Source organism: Nitratireductor lacus, assembly GCF_056431025.1.
Window position 1 is genome coordinate 143616 of the sequence record NZ_JBWKMB010000004.1, and the last position, 14484, is coordinate 158099.

The 14484-nt window shown below is 60.5% G+C and carries 14 protein-coding genes and 1 other RNA gene; 6 read left to right on the forward strand and 9 right to left on the reverse strand.

All coding sequences use genetic code 11. The features are described 5' to 3' along the window. Positions 1–129: 129 nt before the first annotated feature. The 6 genes from AC07E3_RS04980 to AC07E3_RS05005 all read right to left on the reverse strand — a co-directional run bounded on the left by AC07E3_RS04980 (position 130) and on the right by AC07E3_RS05005 (position 4632). Complete coding sequence (locus AC07E3_RS04980) at positions 130–315, reverse strand: DUF2065 domain-containing protein (protein WP_007007749.1); 186 nt, start codon at positions 313–315, stop codon at positions 130–132. 12 nt (positions 316–327) lie between these two features. Beyond that, entirely contained in the window at positions 328–1257 is a 930-nt protein-coding gene (gene hflC, locus AC07E3_RS04985; protein ID WP_336068070.1) for a protease modulator HflC, read from the reverse strand. After that, the gene (gene hflK, locus AC07E3_RS04990) at positions 1257–2360 is read right to left on the reverse strand and encodes an FtsH protease activity modulator HflK (RefSeq protein WP_336068068.1); all 1104 of its coding nucleotides are present in this window, start codon (positions 2358–2360) and stop codon (positions 1257–1259) included. Before hflK ends, hflC begins: the two co-directional genes overlap by 1 nt. 232 nt (positions 2361–2592) lie before the next feature. After that, the gene (locus tag AC07E3_RS04995; RefSeq protein WP_478360479.1) at positions 2593–3258 is read right to left on the reverse strand and encodes a dihydrofolate reductase; all 666 of its coding nucleotides are present in this window, start codon (positions 3256–3258) and stop codon (positions 2593–2595) included. 110 nt (positions 3259–3368) lie between these two features. Then, complete coding sequence (locus AC07E3_RS05000) at positions 3369–4163, reverse strand: thymidylate synthase (protein WP_478360480.1); 795 nt, start codon at positions 4161–4163, stop codon at positions 3369–3371. Between the two features lie 157 nt (positions 4164–4320). Further along, on the reverse strand, positions 4321–4632 hold the full coding sequence (locus AC07E3_RS05005; protein ID WP_065814976.1) for a DUF2853 family protein: 312 nt from the start codon (positions 4630–4632) through the stop codon (positions 4321–4323). Positions 4633–4785: 153 nt separating this feature from the next. Here AC07E3_RS05005 and ssrA point away from each other — a divergent pair. Further along, positions 4786–5153: a transfer-messenger RNA gene (gene ssrA, locus AC07E3_RS05010) on the forward strand. Positions 5154–5271: 118 nt separating this feature from the next. Here ssrA and AC07E3_RS05015 read toward each other — a convergent pair. Beyond that, positions 5272–6477 carry a multidrug effflux MFS transporter gene (locus tag AC07E3_RS05015; protein ID WP_478360481.1) on the reverse strand — a complete coding sequence of 402 codons (1206 nt, stop codon included), beginning with the start codon at positions 6475–6477 and terminating at the stop codon, positions 5272–5274. 176 nt (positions 6478–6653) lie between these two features. Between AC07E3_RS05015 and AC07E3_RS05020 the strand changes: the two genes are divergently transcribed. The 4 genes from AC07E3_RS05020 (at position 6654) to AC07E3_RS05035 (ending at position 8436) form a co-directional block, all read left to right on the forward strand. Continuing rightward, positions 6654–7355, forward strand: a complete 702-nt coding sequence (locus AC07E3_RS05020; protein WP_478360482.1) for a TetR/AcrR family transcriptional regulator — start codon at positions 6654–6656, stop codon at positions 7353–7355. A gap of 87 nt (positions 7356–7442) precedes the next feature. Beyond that, positions 7443–8009: an SspB family protein gene (locus AC07E3_RS05025; RefSeq protein WP_336068056.1), complete on the forward strand. Its 567-nt coding sequence runs from the start codon at positions 7443–7445 to the stop codon at positions 8007–8009. Between the two features lie 2 nt (positions 8010–8011). After that, positions 8012–8209, forward strand: coding sequence for a DUF4169 family protein (locus AC07E3_RS05030; RefSeq protein ID WP_336068053.1), 198 nt, complete (start codon positions 8012–8014; stop codon positions 8207–8209). Further along, the gene (locus AC07E3_RS05035) at positions 8206–8436 is read left to right on the forward strand and encodes a ribbon-helix-helix domain-containing protein (protein ID WP_336068050.1); all 231 of its coding nucleotides are present in this window, start codon (positions 8206–8208) and stop codon (positions 8434–8436) included. Before AC07E3_RS05030 ends, AC07E3_RS05035 begins: the two co-directional genes overlap by 4 nt. A 3-nt stretch (positions 8437–8439) precedes the next feature. On the opposite strand, the gene AC07E3_RS05040 is transcribed toward AC07E3_RS05035, so the two are convergent. After that, positions 8440–12249: an AsmA family protein gene (locus AC07E3_RS05040; protein ID WP_478360539.1), complete on the reverse strand. Its 3810-nt coding sequence runs from the start codon at positions 12247–12249 to the stop codon at positions 8440–8442. Positions 12250–12447: 198 nt separating this feature from the next. Next, entirely contained in the window at positions 12448–13866 is a 1419-nt protein-coding gene (locus AC07E3_RS05045; RefSeq protein ID WP_478360483.1) for an FAD-binding oxidoreductase, read from the reverse strand. A 124-nt stretch (positions 13867–13990) separates the two neighbouring features. On the opposite strand from AC07E3_RS05045, the gene AC07E3_RS05050 reads away from it, so the two are divergent. After that, positions 13991–14479: a thioesterase family protein gene (locus AC07E3_RS05050; protein ID WP_478360484.1), complete on the forward strand. Its 489-nt coding sequence runs from the start codon at positions 13991–13993 to the stop codon at positions 14477–14479. Positions 14480–14484 lie beyond the last annotated feature (5 nt).

Here is a 14484-nt window from a genome sequence, read left to right on the forward strand (position 1 = left end):
GACCTAAGCGGAATCTTAGGCCGAACACTGCCCGAATTCCATTAACAGGCATTTCACATCTGCATGATCAAGCCTGATTACGGCACGTTTGCGGCCCGCATGGAGTTTCCATGCGGGCCACAAATTGTTTCATCCTCGAACGAGCCAGACCACGACCACCCCAAGAACCATGGCGGTGATGCCGGCCGTGCGCAACGCGCTGTCCGGCATGTCGAGAACCTGTTCGGCAAGCCGCCTGGCCAGCCTCGGCATGCCGCCATAGACCAGGCCCTCGATGACGAGAACCAGGCCCAGGGCGGCGATGAAATCGCTCATTCCAGCCGCCGGTTACTGGCCGACGGTCGCGCCCTGCGCGGCCGGTGCAGATCCACGCGCGCCACCACCGCTTGAGTCGTTGAAGAAACGGAAAAATTCCGAATCGGGCGACAGAAGCATCGTGGTTCCGCTCGGGTCGAGCGCCTGCTGATAAGCACTCATCGAACGATAGAACTCGAAAAAGTCCTCATCGCGCGAAAAGGCATCGGCGAAGATGGCATTGCGTTCAGCCTCGCCTTCACCGCGCAGAATCTCGGACTCGCGCTGGGCAGCAGCCAGGATTTCGACCACCTCGCGGTCAGCGCGGGCGCGAATGCGTGCGGCAGCCTCACGGCCCCGTGCGCGCAGACGCTCGGCTTCTGCCAGACGCTCCGCCTTCATGCGATCGTAAGTCTGCTGCGAGACCTCGGCCGTCAGGTCGGTCCGGCGAATGCGCACATCCTCGATCTCGAGCCCCAGCGAAGCTGCGGCAGGCCGCAGTTCCTCGGCCACTTCACGCATCATCGATGCGCGCTCTTCCGAAAGCGCCGCCTCGAAGCCACGCAGACCGTAGACACGGCGCAGGGCAGCATCGAGACGTGTGCGCAGCCGCTGCTCGGCCAGCGCAACACTGCCCGACACAGCCTGTCGGAACCGACGGGGATCGTTGATCGAATAGGCGATGAACGCATCCACCTCGTAGAACTTGCCGCCCGAAACCTGCACGCGGATGTCATCGAGATCGAAGCGCAGGATGCGGTCTTCGATGATCTGGACATTGTCCGCCTCGATAAACGCAAAAGGCAGTTTGAAGTAGAGACCGGGCTCGGTCTTCACGTCGACGATTTCACCGAAACGAAGGACGATGGCCTGCTGGCGCTCATTGACGACGAAAATAGCCGAGTAGAGCAGGAAGAGAAGAACCGCGCCGATAACGACGAGTATGGGAAAACGGTTGGACATTAATTGCTCCCTCCCGCGGTTCCACGCGGCTGCTGCGATTGCTGGCGAAGCTCGGGCAAAGGCAGATACGGAACCACGCTCTGGCCACCACTCTGCTCGACGATCACCTTGTTCGCCCCCTGCAGCACGCCTTCCATGGTCTCCAGGAAGAGACGCTTGCGCGTCACGTCCGGAGCCTTGGCGTATTCGTCGTAGACGGAGATGAAGCGCTGCGCCTCACCTTCGGCTTCCTGAACGACACGGTTCTTGTAAGCTGCTGCTTCTTCACGAATCTCCGCAGCTTCACCGCGTGCCTGACCGAGCTTCTGGTTGGAGTACTGGTTGGACTCCTCCACGAAACGGTCTTCATCCTGCTCGGCGCGCTGCACCTCGTCGAACGCGTCGGCCACTTCGCGCGGCGGCGCGGCATCCTCGATCGACAGAGCGTTGACCGTCAGCCCCGTGCCATATTCGTCGAGCGCGGTCTGGATGGTCAGGCGCACACCTTCGGCAATGCCCTGACGGTCGTCACGGAAAATATCCTGCGCCGGTCGGCGCCCAACCACTTCGCGCATGGCGCTTTCGGCCACCTGGCGAAGCGTCTCGTCGGGATTGGCGACGTTGAACAGGTAGGCGGAAGGATCAGCGACCTGATAGGCCACGGAGAACTTCACATCGACGATGTTCTGATCGCCCGAAAGCATGAGGCCGCTCGAAGCCCCGCCCCGCGTCTGGCCGATATCGACAAGCCGTTCGGCAACGGATGCCTTCTCGACGGTCTCGATCGGCCACCAGTGGAAATGCAGGCCCGGCTCGGAGAGCTCGGGCTTTGGCTTGCCGAAACGCAGCTCAACCGCCAGTTCGTCCGGCTGCACCGTGTAAACGGACTTGAAAAGCCACAGACCGGCCAGCGCGATCAGCACCAGGCCGATCATGGCCGGGCTGATGCCACCACCGCCCGGCAGCACGTTTTTCAACCGGTCCTGGCCACGTTTGATGATCTCTTCCAGATCGGGCGGAGATCCCTGCGGTCCACTCGGCCCACGCGGCCCCTGATCCCAGGGCCCTCCGTTATTGCCGCCGCCCCAAGGGCCGCCTCCGCCACTTTGACTGTTCCAGGGCATTCTTGTTCCTTTTCTCGATCCGGGTACCGTCCGCCGAGGACAGCTCTCCCATCCGGTCAGTTATAGGTAGCGGCAAATCCTCTTTCAACGCGGCAGCCCGCCGCGTTTCCCGCTCTTTCCAGCGAAAAGAGAGCCCTGCCCTGCCTTGTTAACGACGTTGGTAGACCACATAGGTGGTGGCGTAAACGTCCTTTTGGAGCAGCACAACAACTCGAGCGATCAGCAGAGTGGCCTATAGCTGCTCAAGAAAATCAAGCTGATGCCCCTCGACTAAGTCGTCAGGATCGCTCCGCTTAGTCATTTCCGTATACCTCTCCCAAGCGCCCAATACATCCACCCCTTTTGAGAGAAAATCCTGACGCGACGCAAACCTGTGAAACGGCTTCCTTCTAACTATGCAAGATATCCTAAATGAATAATCATCTACATCCGTCTTCGGAAACTCTCTTTCAAATCGAAAATACCACTCACTAGATATAAATTCTCTATCAAATTTAGCATCACCATTAATATTTCCCGTATTAACATCTGTTAAATAAACAACGTTTATATACTTATCAAATATATTGTATATCTCCTCCCCTCCTATTACAAAAAATTCCTTTCTCATATTATATATAGAATACTGATCAGCAAGAAGAAGAGCGGTTTCAGGATTAGGCGCCCATCTAACTCCGTCATTTTCTTTTATCGGAGTTCTAGACAACACAATATTGAGCCGCTTTGGAAGAGGTTTACCAATGGATTCATAGGTCTTGCGCCCCATAATCACCGCATTTCCTCGAGTTCTTTCTCGAAAATGCTTCATATCGGTACCCAAATGCCATGGGAGGGCATTTTCAATACCAATAATTCGATCTGGGTAACTCCGAGCAACCAGCGAAGTAGCTGATGGCATTCGGGTTCTTGGCTTCTGAGACAAGAAAGCTCCTCACCGTATAGGACGATAAATTCAATAGGGCCCCGGCCCAGGAATCGAGCCTCTGCTACGACGAAATAGCAAAATTATCAAACCGCGATCGGCGCGCGGATCGATGGATCCGCCACATAGCCATCAAGCCGGAAATCCTCGAACCGGAAGGCGAAGAGATCGGTGACGCCCGGATTGATCCACATCGTCGGCAGCGGCTTTGGTGTCCGTGTCAGCTGCTCGCGCGCCTGGTCGAAATGGTTGGAATAAAGATGCGCATCGCCCAGCGTGTGCACGAAATCGCCGGCGCGCAGCCCCGTCACCTGCGCCACCATCATGGTCAAAAGCGCATAGGATGCAATGTTGAAAGGCACACCAAGAAAGATATCGGCCGACCGCTGGTAAAGCTGGCAGGAGAGCCGTCCGTCAGCCACATGAAACTGGAACAGACAGTGGCATGGCGGCAGCGCCATGGAATCGACCTCCGCCGGGTTCCAGGCCGAAACCACATGCCTCCGCGAATGAGGGTTGTCACGCAGGCCTTTCAGAAGCGTCGCAATCTGATCGATCTGCCCACCCTCTGGGGTCGGCCACGAGCGCCATTGCGCGCCATAGACCGGTCCGAGATCGCCGTTCTCGTCCGCCCATTCGTCCCAGATCGAAACGCCGTTCTCCTTGAGATACGCGATATTCGTGTCGCCCTTCAGAAACCACAGCAATTCGTGAATGATCGAGCGCAGGTGCAGCTTCTTCGTGGTGAGAACCGGAAACCCCTCCTCCAGATTGAAGCGCATCTGATAGCCGAAAACGCCGCGCGTACCCGTTCCCGTACGATCGTCGCGGTCGACACCGTTTTCGAGGACATGGGAAAGAAGATCGAGATACTGGCGCATGGCGGTCCGATTCGGGCTGACGTTATCGCCGCATCATAAAGCAGCCGACCGGCACGAAAAGTGCAGGCACTGCGAATATCGGTCTCGTCCACACGCGCAAATGAAAACGCCCCCACCGGCTGGGAGGAGGCGTTTGAAGGTCAGGTCGCGTGGCGGCTCAGAGGCTGGACAGTTTGCCCAGATGCTTTGCCACAAGATAATAGAAGGTCACACGGCCCTTCGAATTGTCGCCGGACATCGTCTCGCAGACCTTTTCGATGATGGAATCGCATTTCGCGCCGTCGGTTTCGCCGAGCTTCTTCATGCACCAGCTCTCGCGCACGCGATCGAGTTCACTGGAATCGCTGCACGAAACCAGAGACGAGTCCCGGTTGCGCAACGCGATGCCAAGATGCTTCACGATCTTGTTGACGGTGTCTTCGTCAGCGGTTGCATCGTATTTGCGGACATCCGCGAGATAATCGGCCATGACTTTTCCCTCGTTTCAAATCGTGGGCCCCCTTCGACACGATCCGGCCACCAACGCAACCTCAACGTTTGCCAAAGTTCCTTCCCACACCGTTGCAGACATTCCGCAAAGCATGACGTCAAGTCAATGCCGAAAAGCCTTTTCGCCAGAATCCCCCTTTTCTTGGTGCGGCTGCCTCACTATATTCGCTGCGTCGGCTTGACCGACTATGGCGATAAACTGCCGGTGTAATAAACCATTCGGACCCGGGGGCAGTGCCCGGCGCCTCCACCAGAAACCGCCCGGGGCAATCAGCCCGCAGACGGCTTCTGATGGGGGCGAAACAGGATCGACGAGGGTGTAAAGATCGGACTTTCGCTCGGCATGATACCACCGTTATCGGGTCAAACCAGTAGTTGCAAACGACAACTATGCGGAGGCACGTCTCGCTGCTTAATGCGGTGCGACAGCTTCACTTAAACTCCTGAGGGTTCGCACTTTCAGGCGGGGTTCGAAGGCACCTGGCAACAGAAGCCTTCACTTTTCCCTTTTCTTGGAACTATCAATTTCCGCCTTCCCGGCGGGCGTCAGTCTTTTGCGCGCAAAAGAAAGGGCGCTCGAGCGCCCCTCCAGAACCCACCCCGTCAGGCACACCCGACCTCACTCTGCGGCAGCCCTCGCAGACTGCTCATCGCGTCCCAGCGTCAGATGGGTCAACGCAAGCGCAAGCACGGCACACACGGCAATGCTCGTCACCATCGGCAATGGCGTTCCGTCAAAGAACAGGCCCGAGATGGCCATCGCCATGGCCCCGATGGCAAAATGCAGCGTCCCCATAAGCGCCGAGGCCGTGCCGGCTATGGTGCCATGATCATCCATCGCGAGAACCGAGGTCGTTGGAATGACCAGGCCCAGGAACCCGTAGCCGACGAAAAGAAACGAAGCGAGCACCCAGAGTGACTGCAGACCCGAGGCCATCACCGCCAGCAGGGTCACAATGGTCGTCGCATAGGAGATGACCGCAACCCTCACCACTCGGCGCAGTCCATAACGCTCGGTCAACCGCCCGGTAAGCTGCGACATGGTGAAAAACGCCACCGCGTTCATGGAAAAGAACACGCTATAGAGCGTCGGCGTCAGCCCGTAATGGTCGATCAGCACAAACGACGAATTCGACAGATAAACGAAGAAGCTGGAAATGCCGAACCCGCCGATGAAGGTCAGCCCCATGAATTTCCGGTCACCCAGAAGAAAACGATACCCGGTAAGCGCGCTGCGCAGCGAACTCCCCTTCCGTTCCCCGACGGGCCTTGTCTCCTTCAGGGCGGTCGCCAGAAGGACAACACCGAGCACTGCTGCAATGGTCACCGACCAGAACACCGCCCGCCAGCCGAGCGTGGCGATGATCACGCTGCCCGTGAGCGGCGCCAGGATGGGCGAGATGGAGAAGACCAGCATCAGAAGAGACATCAGCCGGGCTGCTTCCGTCCCGGTGTGAAGATCGCGCACAACCGCGCGCGGCACCACCATGCCGGCCGACGCGCCCAGCCCCTGCAGGAAACGGAACGCGATCAGCATTTCGATGCTCGTCGCCAGCGCCGAGCCGATGCTGCCGATGATGAACACAGCCAGCCCCGCATAAAGCGGCGCCTTGCGGCCCACCATGTCGGAAATCGGCCCGACGATGATCTGCGCCAGTCCCATCGACAGAAAAAACACCAGAAGAGACATCTGCACCGGCACGGTGTCCGCATTGAGATCGGTGCCGATCGATGGCAGCGCCGGCAGATACATGTCGATGGCGAACGGCCCCACAGCGGTCAAAAGGCCAAGCACCAGCGCGATGCGCAGGAATCTCGTGGTCATGGATTTGCACTTTCAAAAACGATGGCCGCCACAACGGGCGTCAAACCAAGGACGAAAAGCTGGGGAGAGGCCCGACATGGCCCCGACATGCCAGGGCAAAAACGGCACGAGCGACAACCTGATCTTTATTGACTATATTTTTGGACAGTCTTGTCTAATATGTCAATCGCACATATATGTTTTTCATGCATGTGATCAACGCTACTGACAGGCTCCCGACACGCGGACACGCCGCCAAGCGCCTGTCCATTCTGGAAGCGGGTGCACGGGCTTTCTGCCGGGAAGGCTATACGGGCGCGAACATCGACATGATCGCCGCCGAAGCCGGCGTTTCGCGACAGACCGTCTACAATCACTATGGCGATAAGGACAAGCTCTTCGCCGCTGTGGTCACCGAAATCACCCAGCGTTGCAACGCACGCAGTTTCGAGGTTCTGTCGACCTTTCCGGATCAGCCAGTAGATCTTGAAAAAGAACTCGTCGCCTTTGCCATGCGCCTGACGCAGAAATGCCTGTGCGACGAAGATGGCAAATATCTTCGCAAACTCATTCAAAGCGAAGGGGAGCGGCATCCTCACCTGTTTGCAGGCTGGCGCACGGAAGGACCGGGCAAGGTCTGGTCTGCACTGGCAGCCCGCTTCGCCCGTCTTGCCTATGCGGGGCATCTCGAACTTGACGACCCCGACGTCGCCGCGCGCCAGTTCGTCGCCCTGGTGAACGCCGAGCTCCACATCCCCGCTCTTTTTGGCGAGAAGCTGGAGAACGACCGACTACAGGAAGTAACCGCCCGCGCGGTCAAGACCTTCCTGCGCGCCCACCGCAGGAACGGTAAAGAGGGCGAAGAAACGACCCGCGTCGGCAGGGCTCTCCCCGCCTGACGTAGCGGAACCCGTCTTTTTGCCGGTTTACCTGAGCGCGGTCCTTGATTAGAGGTAGGTCAAAGATTCACAAACCGGTTCGCGTTGATGGCCGAAGACCGCATAAGATACGATATTCTCGCTCAGGACGCTCTGCGCGGCGTGATGCGCAAGGTGCTGGCGGAAGTTGCGCGCACCGGCTTGCCCGGTGAGCATCACTTCTTCATCACCTTTCTCACCAACGCTCCGGGTGTGCGCGTTTCCTCGCGCCTGCGGGAGCGTTACCCCGAGCAGATGACAATCGTATTGCAGTATCAGTACTGGGATCTCAAAGTCACCGAGACCGGCTTCGAGGTCGGCTTGTCCTTTGCGGATGTTCCCGAAATGCTGAGCGTGCCTTTCTCCGCCGTCCGGGGGTTTTACGACCCGTCGGTGAATTTCGAGCTCGAATTCGACGTAAAGCCGGAGCAGAGCGAACAGACGGCGGACATCACCGAGGTTCACCCGGAGGACGCTGCGGAAGAACCGCAAAAGCCCGCGGCAAAGAAGAAGCCTGCGAAAAAGGCCAAAAAGGACAAGGCGGAAGCCGAAGCCGAGCCCGTGCAGGAGGATGCGCCGGCATCCGAAAGCAAGGGGGCGGAAGTCGTCTCGCTCGACGCATTTCGAAAGAAGTGACCATGGGCGAACTGGTCAATCTCCGGCAAAGGCGCAAACGCCGCGCCCGCGAAGAGAAAGAGCAGTGCGCCACGGAAAACCGTGTTCTTCACGGACGCACCAAAGCCGAACGCATCCAGGAAGAGAACGCAAAGGCCCGTGCGGTGGCCCGGCTCGAAGGGCACAGGCGCGAAGAGAAACGGGACGACGCTACCCGATGAGCCGCATCGCCAAGCGTTCGGTCAGCATTCGTGGCCATCGGACAAGCGTGTCTTTAGAAGAGCCGTTCCTCGCCGAGCTGGAGAGCATCGCCCAACGCAGAAACATCTCGTTGGCAGCGCTCATTGCTGAGATAGACGCCGGTCGTGAAGACGAGAACAATCTCTCTTCCGAATTGCGGCTCTATGTCCTTCAGGATCTGAAGACCCGGACGCTCCCCCGCTCCTGAGCTTCAGTTCACCCCGCCGTCTGTGCCCAGAAGTTCGCGCAGCCTTTCGGGGGACAGGTTCTTCGAGCGAAAAAACTCTGAAACCGCATCAGGCGAGTTCGCGCCTTCCGGAGCCTCCAGCGGCGCTCGTTCGACTTCTGAGGGTGTGGCGCTTCCGCGGGGGACATTTTGCTGCTGGCGCTTGCGCGCTTCGGCTGCCCGCGCCGCCTCCGTGGCCCGGCGTGCGGCTTCGGCGTCTCGTTCTGCCTGTCGACGCGCCGCTTCCTCCGCCTCGCGCTTCTGACGCAGTTCGCGCTCCAGTCTCTGGCGCTCTGCTTCTGCCCGCTCGCGCTCGGTCTGGAGCGCCGCGAAATAGCGTGCCTCCCGGCGCAATCTCTGCTTTTCAAGAAGCACAGACTGCATGCGCTCGACCCGCACCTGTTCACGCTCCAGCGCCCGCTGGGTCAAAAACTGCGCGAGCGGACCGGTCGAAAGCGAAAGCCCGGTATCGCCGAACGGGCCCGACGCTGCCACATCCACACGAGGCTCCGCCCCCACAACGGCTTCGAGACCGGGATTGAAAACCAGCGCCCCGTTCGCTTCGACCGTCATGCGCTGCAGATCGGCGGAGGCTGTCGTTGTCAGCGTCGCCCTCTCGGCCTCAAGCCGCATGGGCGGCGTGCGCGCCACGCCGCCGGCGATGGTGAAGGCAAACTCGGTGCTTCCCACCTGGAAACGCCCGTCGCGGATCATCGCGGGCGCAAAAACCTCTGTCTTTGCAGTGTCGATCTCATTGCCCAGCGCATCCGCCTTCTCGAGGATCAATGCGAGCGCATCCGGGTTCAGCCCCCGAATGCTCAAATCCTTCAATGTGGCAGAACCCGATCCCGTCAGCGCGGACGCCATACCGTTGACGGTCTTGCCGCTGGCGGTCACGCTTGCATGGCCGCTCAGCCGTCCTTCGAGGCTCCCCTGCGGCATGAGCGCTTCCAGCGCCGTATCCTTCAATCCGATCTGCGCCGTGAGCAACCCTGTCCCGGCATTGTTCTTCAGCGTGGCAAACCCCTCGATCGAACCGTCAAAAGCCGCCGCCTTCAGATCGGAAACCGTCAGCCCTTCATCGTCGAGCTTCAGCTTCAGGCTCGCCTCCTGCCCGGCGGAAAGAAAACCCGCCCAGAGCGCGTCTGTCCGCAGCTCGAGATCGGCCGAAAACGGAAGATCGACATCGCTGCCGAAAGGCTCTTCGGGCCACGCCCCGCTTTCCTCGCCCGAAAGCACATCCGGCCCCAGCACGAGTTCCGCCGCAGGTGCAAGGTCGAAACGCGCCATGCGAAGCGCCCCGTCGACACGCGGCTTGCCGCCATCGAGCAGAATGTTGAAATCACCGCCCACATCGCTGCCGGCCACGGTTCCGGAAAGCCCGGAAAGAACCACGACCTCCTCGCTCCACTCGAGCGCGGCTGCGAGCTCGACAGGCAATCCGAGGCCGAACCCCGGCAGGACGACACCGCCGGCCGCCAGCCACGGCTCGATATCGGTGGTTTCGATGCGCACATTGCCGTCGAGAGACGGAGTGGAAAGCGCATTGGCAAGCCCCCCGTCGAACGAGGCATCAAATCCCTCGCCCGTTACAGTCGCCTTTGTCCTGACCGCATTCGCCAGCGAACCGGCAGCAGAGACCTCGAGCCTGGCCTCTCCGACGAGGCCGAGCGGAAGCGCCGGCAATCCGGCGAGACCGTAGAGAACCGCCGCGTCGTCGTTCCTGGCCGTGACGGAAAGCTCGAAATCCCCCTGAAGCAGTTCTTCCCGGGGACTGCGGTCGGAAAACGAAAGACCGAGATCGGTGCCACCGGCAGTTCCTTCCGCGCTCACCGCAAGCCCGACAGTGCCGTCATTGTTGTCGGCAGCACTTGCGATGACGTTGATTTCCGCATCCTCAAAAAGACCGGGAAAGGCCTGCGCCCGGCGGGCTATGGCTTCGAAAAGCCGGTTCTGGGGAAATCTGCCGGCAAGCATCACCGCAAGGTCCGCCAGATCGGTCGACAGGATGGTTGCATCGACCTGTCCGGTGGGCGCCGTGGAGAAATCGCGTATCTGCCCCGTGGCGCTGAGCTGGGCGCCGGCAAGACCGCCGAGCGTCAGGCGGTCGATCTCGATCACGCCCGCGCGCAGGCGCAGGGCCGTGTCGACCGTTTCGGCCTTCAACCCCTCGGCCGAGACAGGGCCCGCCTTCACGGCGAGGTCCACGTCATGGCCGGCAAGCCTGCTCACGCCCGCATCGTTCACGAAGAGCGACATGAAGGCCTGAATACCGTCGAGATCGAGCGCCTCCCCGTCGAGCGCGACCTCCAGAGAGGGCTTTGCATTGTCCGGTTCGCGCCGCTCCACGCGCCCGTTGAAGCGCGCGTCGCCAAGAATGAGTTCTAGCGCCTCGAAGCTCTGTGCGCGGCGCGAAAGGTTCACATCCGCGCTGAAACCGGCCGAAGGGAGCCGGCGTATGGCATCGTCCACATCGCGCGAAACCCAGGCGGCAAAGCCCGATGGCTGTCCGATCGCAAGCAGCATGTGTCCGTTGAAGGCAAGGGTGTCGCTTGTTGTGAGAAGACCGTTGGCCTCGAACTGGGTGCGCCCCGGGAGGGTCGCCGCCACTGAGCCGATCGACCAGCCGCCCTCCGCCGGTTCCGCCCGCAGTTCGATATTGCGGATCGTCGTATCGCCGGCCACGATCGCCGGCAGGTTGATCGAGACTTGGCCTGGTATGCCCGGCGCCGGCAAAGCGCGCATCAGACCCGCAAACGCATCGAAGCGCGTGTTGAGATCAAGTCCGGCGATGGAACCGCCCTGCCCCTCCTCCGGTTCGAAACGAAGCTGGGCGCCATCCGCCTCTATGAGAAAACGCGGCGCACCGCCAAAATCGAGGCTCGCCCTGCCCTCGGCGCTGTAAGGCGCGTCGACCGGCCCGGTCTCGAAGCGAAACATGTCCACCGCCAGCCGGTCGTGCCTCAGGTCGAAACTGCCCGACAGGCGATTGGTCGCCGCTGCCGTGGTGAGCGCCAGCGGTCGCTCCTCTTCCTTGCGCAGGGCGGCCATCACCTCCCGGGTATAGGTGTTGAGCGCGAACGTGCCGTCATAGTAGGCCGCTCCATCTTCGATATACGCCTGACCGTCCGTGGCCAGCCTGATCGGCGCTCCCTCGGGCAGAGCGTCGATCCGCAGCCGCATGCGCCCGTCATCGCCCAGCGTTCCCGTCGAGACGGAAATCCCCATTGGCAGACCGTCGAACGCGAGCGATCCTCCAATCCGCCACGGCCCCGCCAGGGTGCGCGCCGAAAGCTCCGCGTCTATGTCGGAAACCTGATGAACCTGCCCGCTCGCGGCGTGGCGCAGCGTGACCGAACCATCGACGATGCTGACATTTTCGAGCGTCACCTGGCGCGGGTCGAACGGTCCGGAAGGCCGCACGGCCCAGTCGATGCCGCCATCTGCGGCGACCGCGATGCGCGCCCGCGGCCGCGTGAGCTGCATGTCGAAAATCAGCACTTCGCCGCGCAGGAACGGCGCAAGCTCGGCATGCATGGAGAATTCATCCACCGTCATGCCCGGCGCATCCGGCGTCTCGCCGGCCACCACCACATCGGTGAAAGTCAGCGAAGGAAATGGCAAAAGCCGCGCCCTTGCGCTGCCCTCCACCCGCACCTCGCGGCCGAGCACCCGCCCCGCTTCCCGCTCAAAGGCGGATCGGTAGTGATTCCAGTCGATGAAATACGGGGCAACCAGCGCCGAGGTCAGCGCCAGCACCACAAGTCCACCGAAGAATACAAACAGCCGGGCCAGTTCGCTCTCCCTGGTTCAAACGCCTGTTCTTCTACACTAGAGCATCGGACCGACAAGTGGAATCCGGTATTCGGGTTATTCCGGTGCTCCATCAATGGCTTAGATCGTTCTTTCTGCGCCCCGATCAGTGCAGCTCGATCCAATGCGGTCCAGCGGCATTGAAGAGGCCGTCGGCCACATGGTCGCACAGCCTACCGCTTATATGCGCCTCGCCCCGACGATTTTTCCCGGGTTCATGATGTTGAGCGGATCGATCGCCTCTTTGACCGCCCGCATCACATCGACCGCGTCTCCGAGCTCTTCTTCCAGAAACCGCATCTTGCCCTGCCCGATCCCATGTTCCCCCGTACAGGTTCCATCCATGGCGAGTGCGCGCTTGTTGAGCCGCGCCACAAAGGCCTCCGCCTGCTCGATCTCCTTCGGGTCTTCCATGTCCATCAGAACGAGAACGTGAAAATTACCGTCCCCCACATGGCCAAGCACCGTTGCCATCAGCCCCTCCTGGGCAATGTCGGCCTCCGTCTCCACGATGCATTCGGCAAGCCGTGAGATCGGCACGCACACATCGGTGGAAAGCCCGCGCGTGCCGGGCCGCAGCGCCACACAGGCCCAGTAGGCATTGTGGCGCGCCTTCCACAGCCTGGTGCGCTCCTCGGCGACACTCGTCCATTGAAAGGGACCGCCACCGAATTCCGCCGCGATCTCACCAAAAGTCTCGGCCTGCTCCTTCACACCGGCATCGCTGCCATGAAACTCGACAAACAGACACGGGCTTTCCGGATAGTTCAGATCGGAATAGGCATTGATGGCCTTCATGGCGAGTGCATTGACGAATTCGATACGCGCCACCGGCACCCCCATCTGGATCGTCGTAATGACCGCCTGGCAGGCCGATTCCACGTCCGGGAAGGGGCAGACTCCACCTGAAATGGCCTGTGGAATGCCGTAAAGCTTCAGGGTCAGCGCGGTGATGACGCCCAGCGTCCCTTCCGCTCCGACCAGAAGCCGCGTCAGGTCATAACCCGCCGAGGTTTTGCGCGCGCGGCGCGCCGTTGTGATCAGCCTGCCGTCCGGCATCACCGCCTGCAGGTTCACCACATTGTCACGCATCGTTCCATAGCGCACCGCATTGGTGCCGGAAGCGCGCGTGGAAGCCATGCCGCCCAGGCTCGCATTGGCGCCCGGATCGATCGGGAAAAAGAGACCCGTGTCGCGCAGATAGTGGTTCAGATCCTCACGCGTCACGCCCGGTTCGACCGTGCAGTCCAGATCCTCGGCATTGACCGAAAGAATGCGGTTCATGTTCATGAGGTCGAGCGAGATGCCGCCGCCCGGCGCATTCACATGCCCTTCTAGGGAGGACCCGGTTCCGAAAGGGATGACGGGCACGCGGTGCTCGGAACACATGCGCACCACCTCCTGCACCTCTTCGACGGTGTGGGGCGCGAACACCGCATCCGGCAATTGCGGGGGGATATAACTCGTGGAATGGGCATGCTGTTCACGCACCGAATGGCCGGTAACGAGACGCTCCCCGTAGCGCTGACGCAAAAGGTCCAGCACCAGCCGGATGCCTTCGTCGTTCCGCACAACCTTTTCCATTTCCGCCAGCGCCATTCAGCTTCTCCAATCAGGTGGTCCAACCCTTGCCGCACAGGATCGTTTTCGCTTCTATCCGAATCTGCTGCAAGTCGAACACAGTCCACAGGCCAGGGACAGGACCCAGGGATACAGAAAAACAATGCCAGACGAAGCGCCGCACCGCTCACGCATATTCGAACTGCAGAATGACTGGATCGACTTCAACGGCCATCTGAACATGGCTTATTATCCGGTTCTTTTCGACCGTGCATATGAAGAAGTGTCGGAAGGGTTCGGCATGGGCGCCCGATACGCGGCGGAACGGCAACTCACCACCTATACGGCGGAAATCCACCTCTGCTACGTGCGCGAGCTTCATCTCGCAGACAGGGTTCGCGGCACCTATCAGCTTCTCGATCATGACGAGAAGCGTCTTCATTCCTATCAGGAGCTGCGCCACGCCGAAGAAGGATGGCTGGCAGCCACCTGCGAAACGCTCACGCTGCATATCGACATGTCCGGCCCGAAGGTGACCCCGTTCCCTGCCGACGTGCTTGAACGCATTGCGGCAATGCGCGCCCTGCATGAAGACCTGCCCGAGCCTGAACGCGCCGGCCGTTCCATCGCCATTCGCCGCCAGACGCGTTAGGCTCA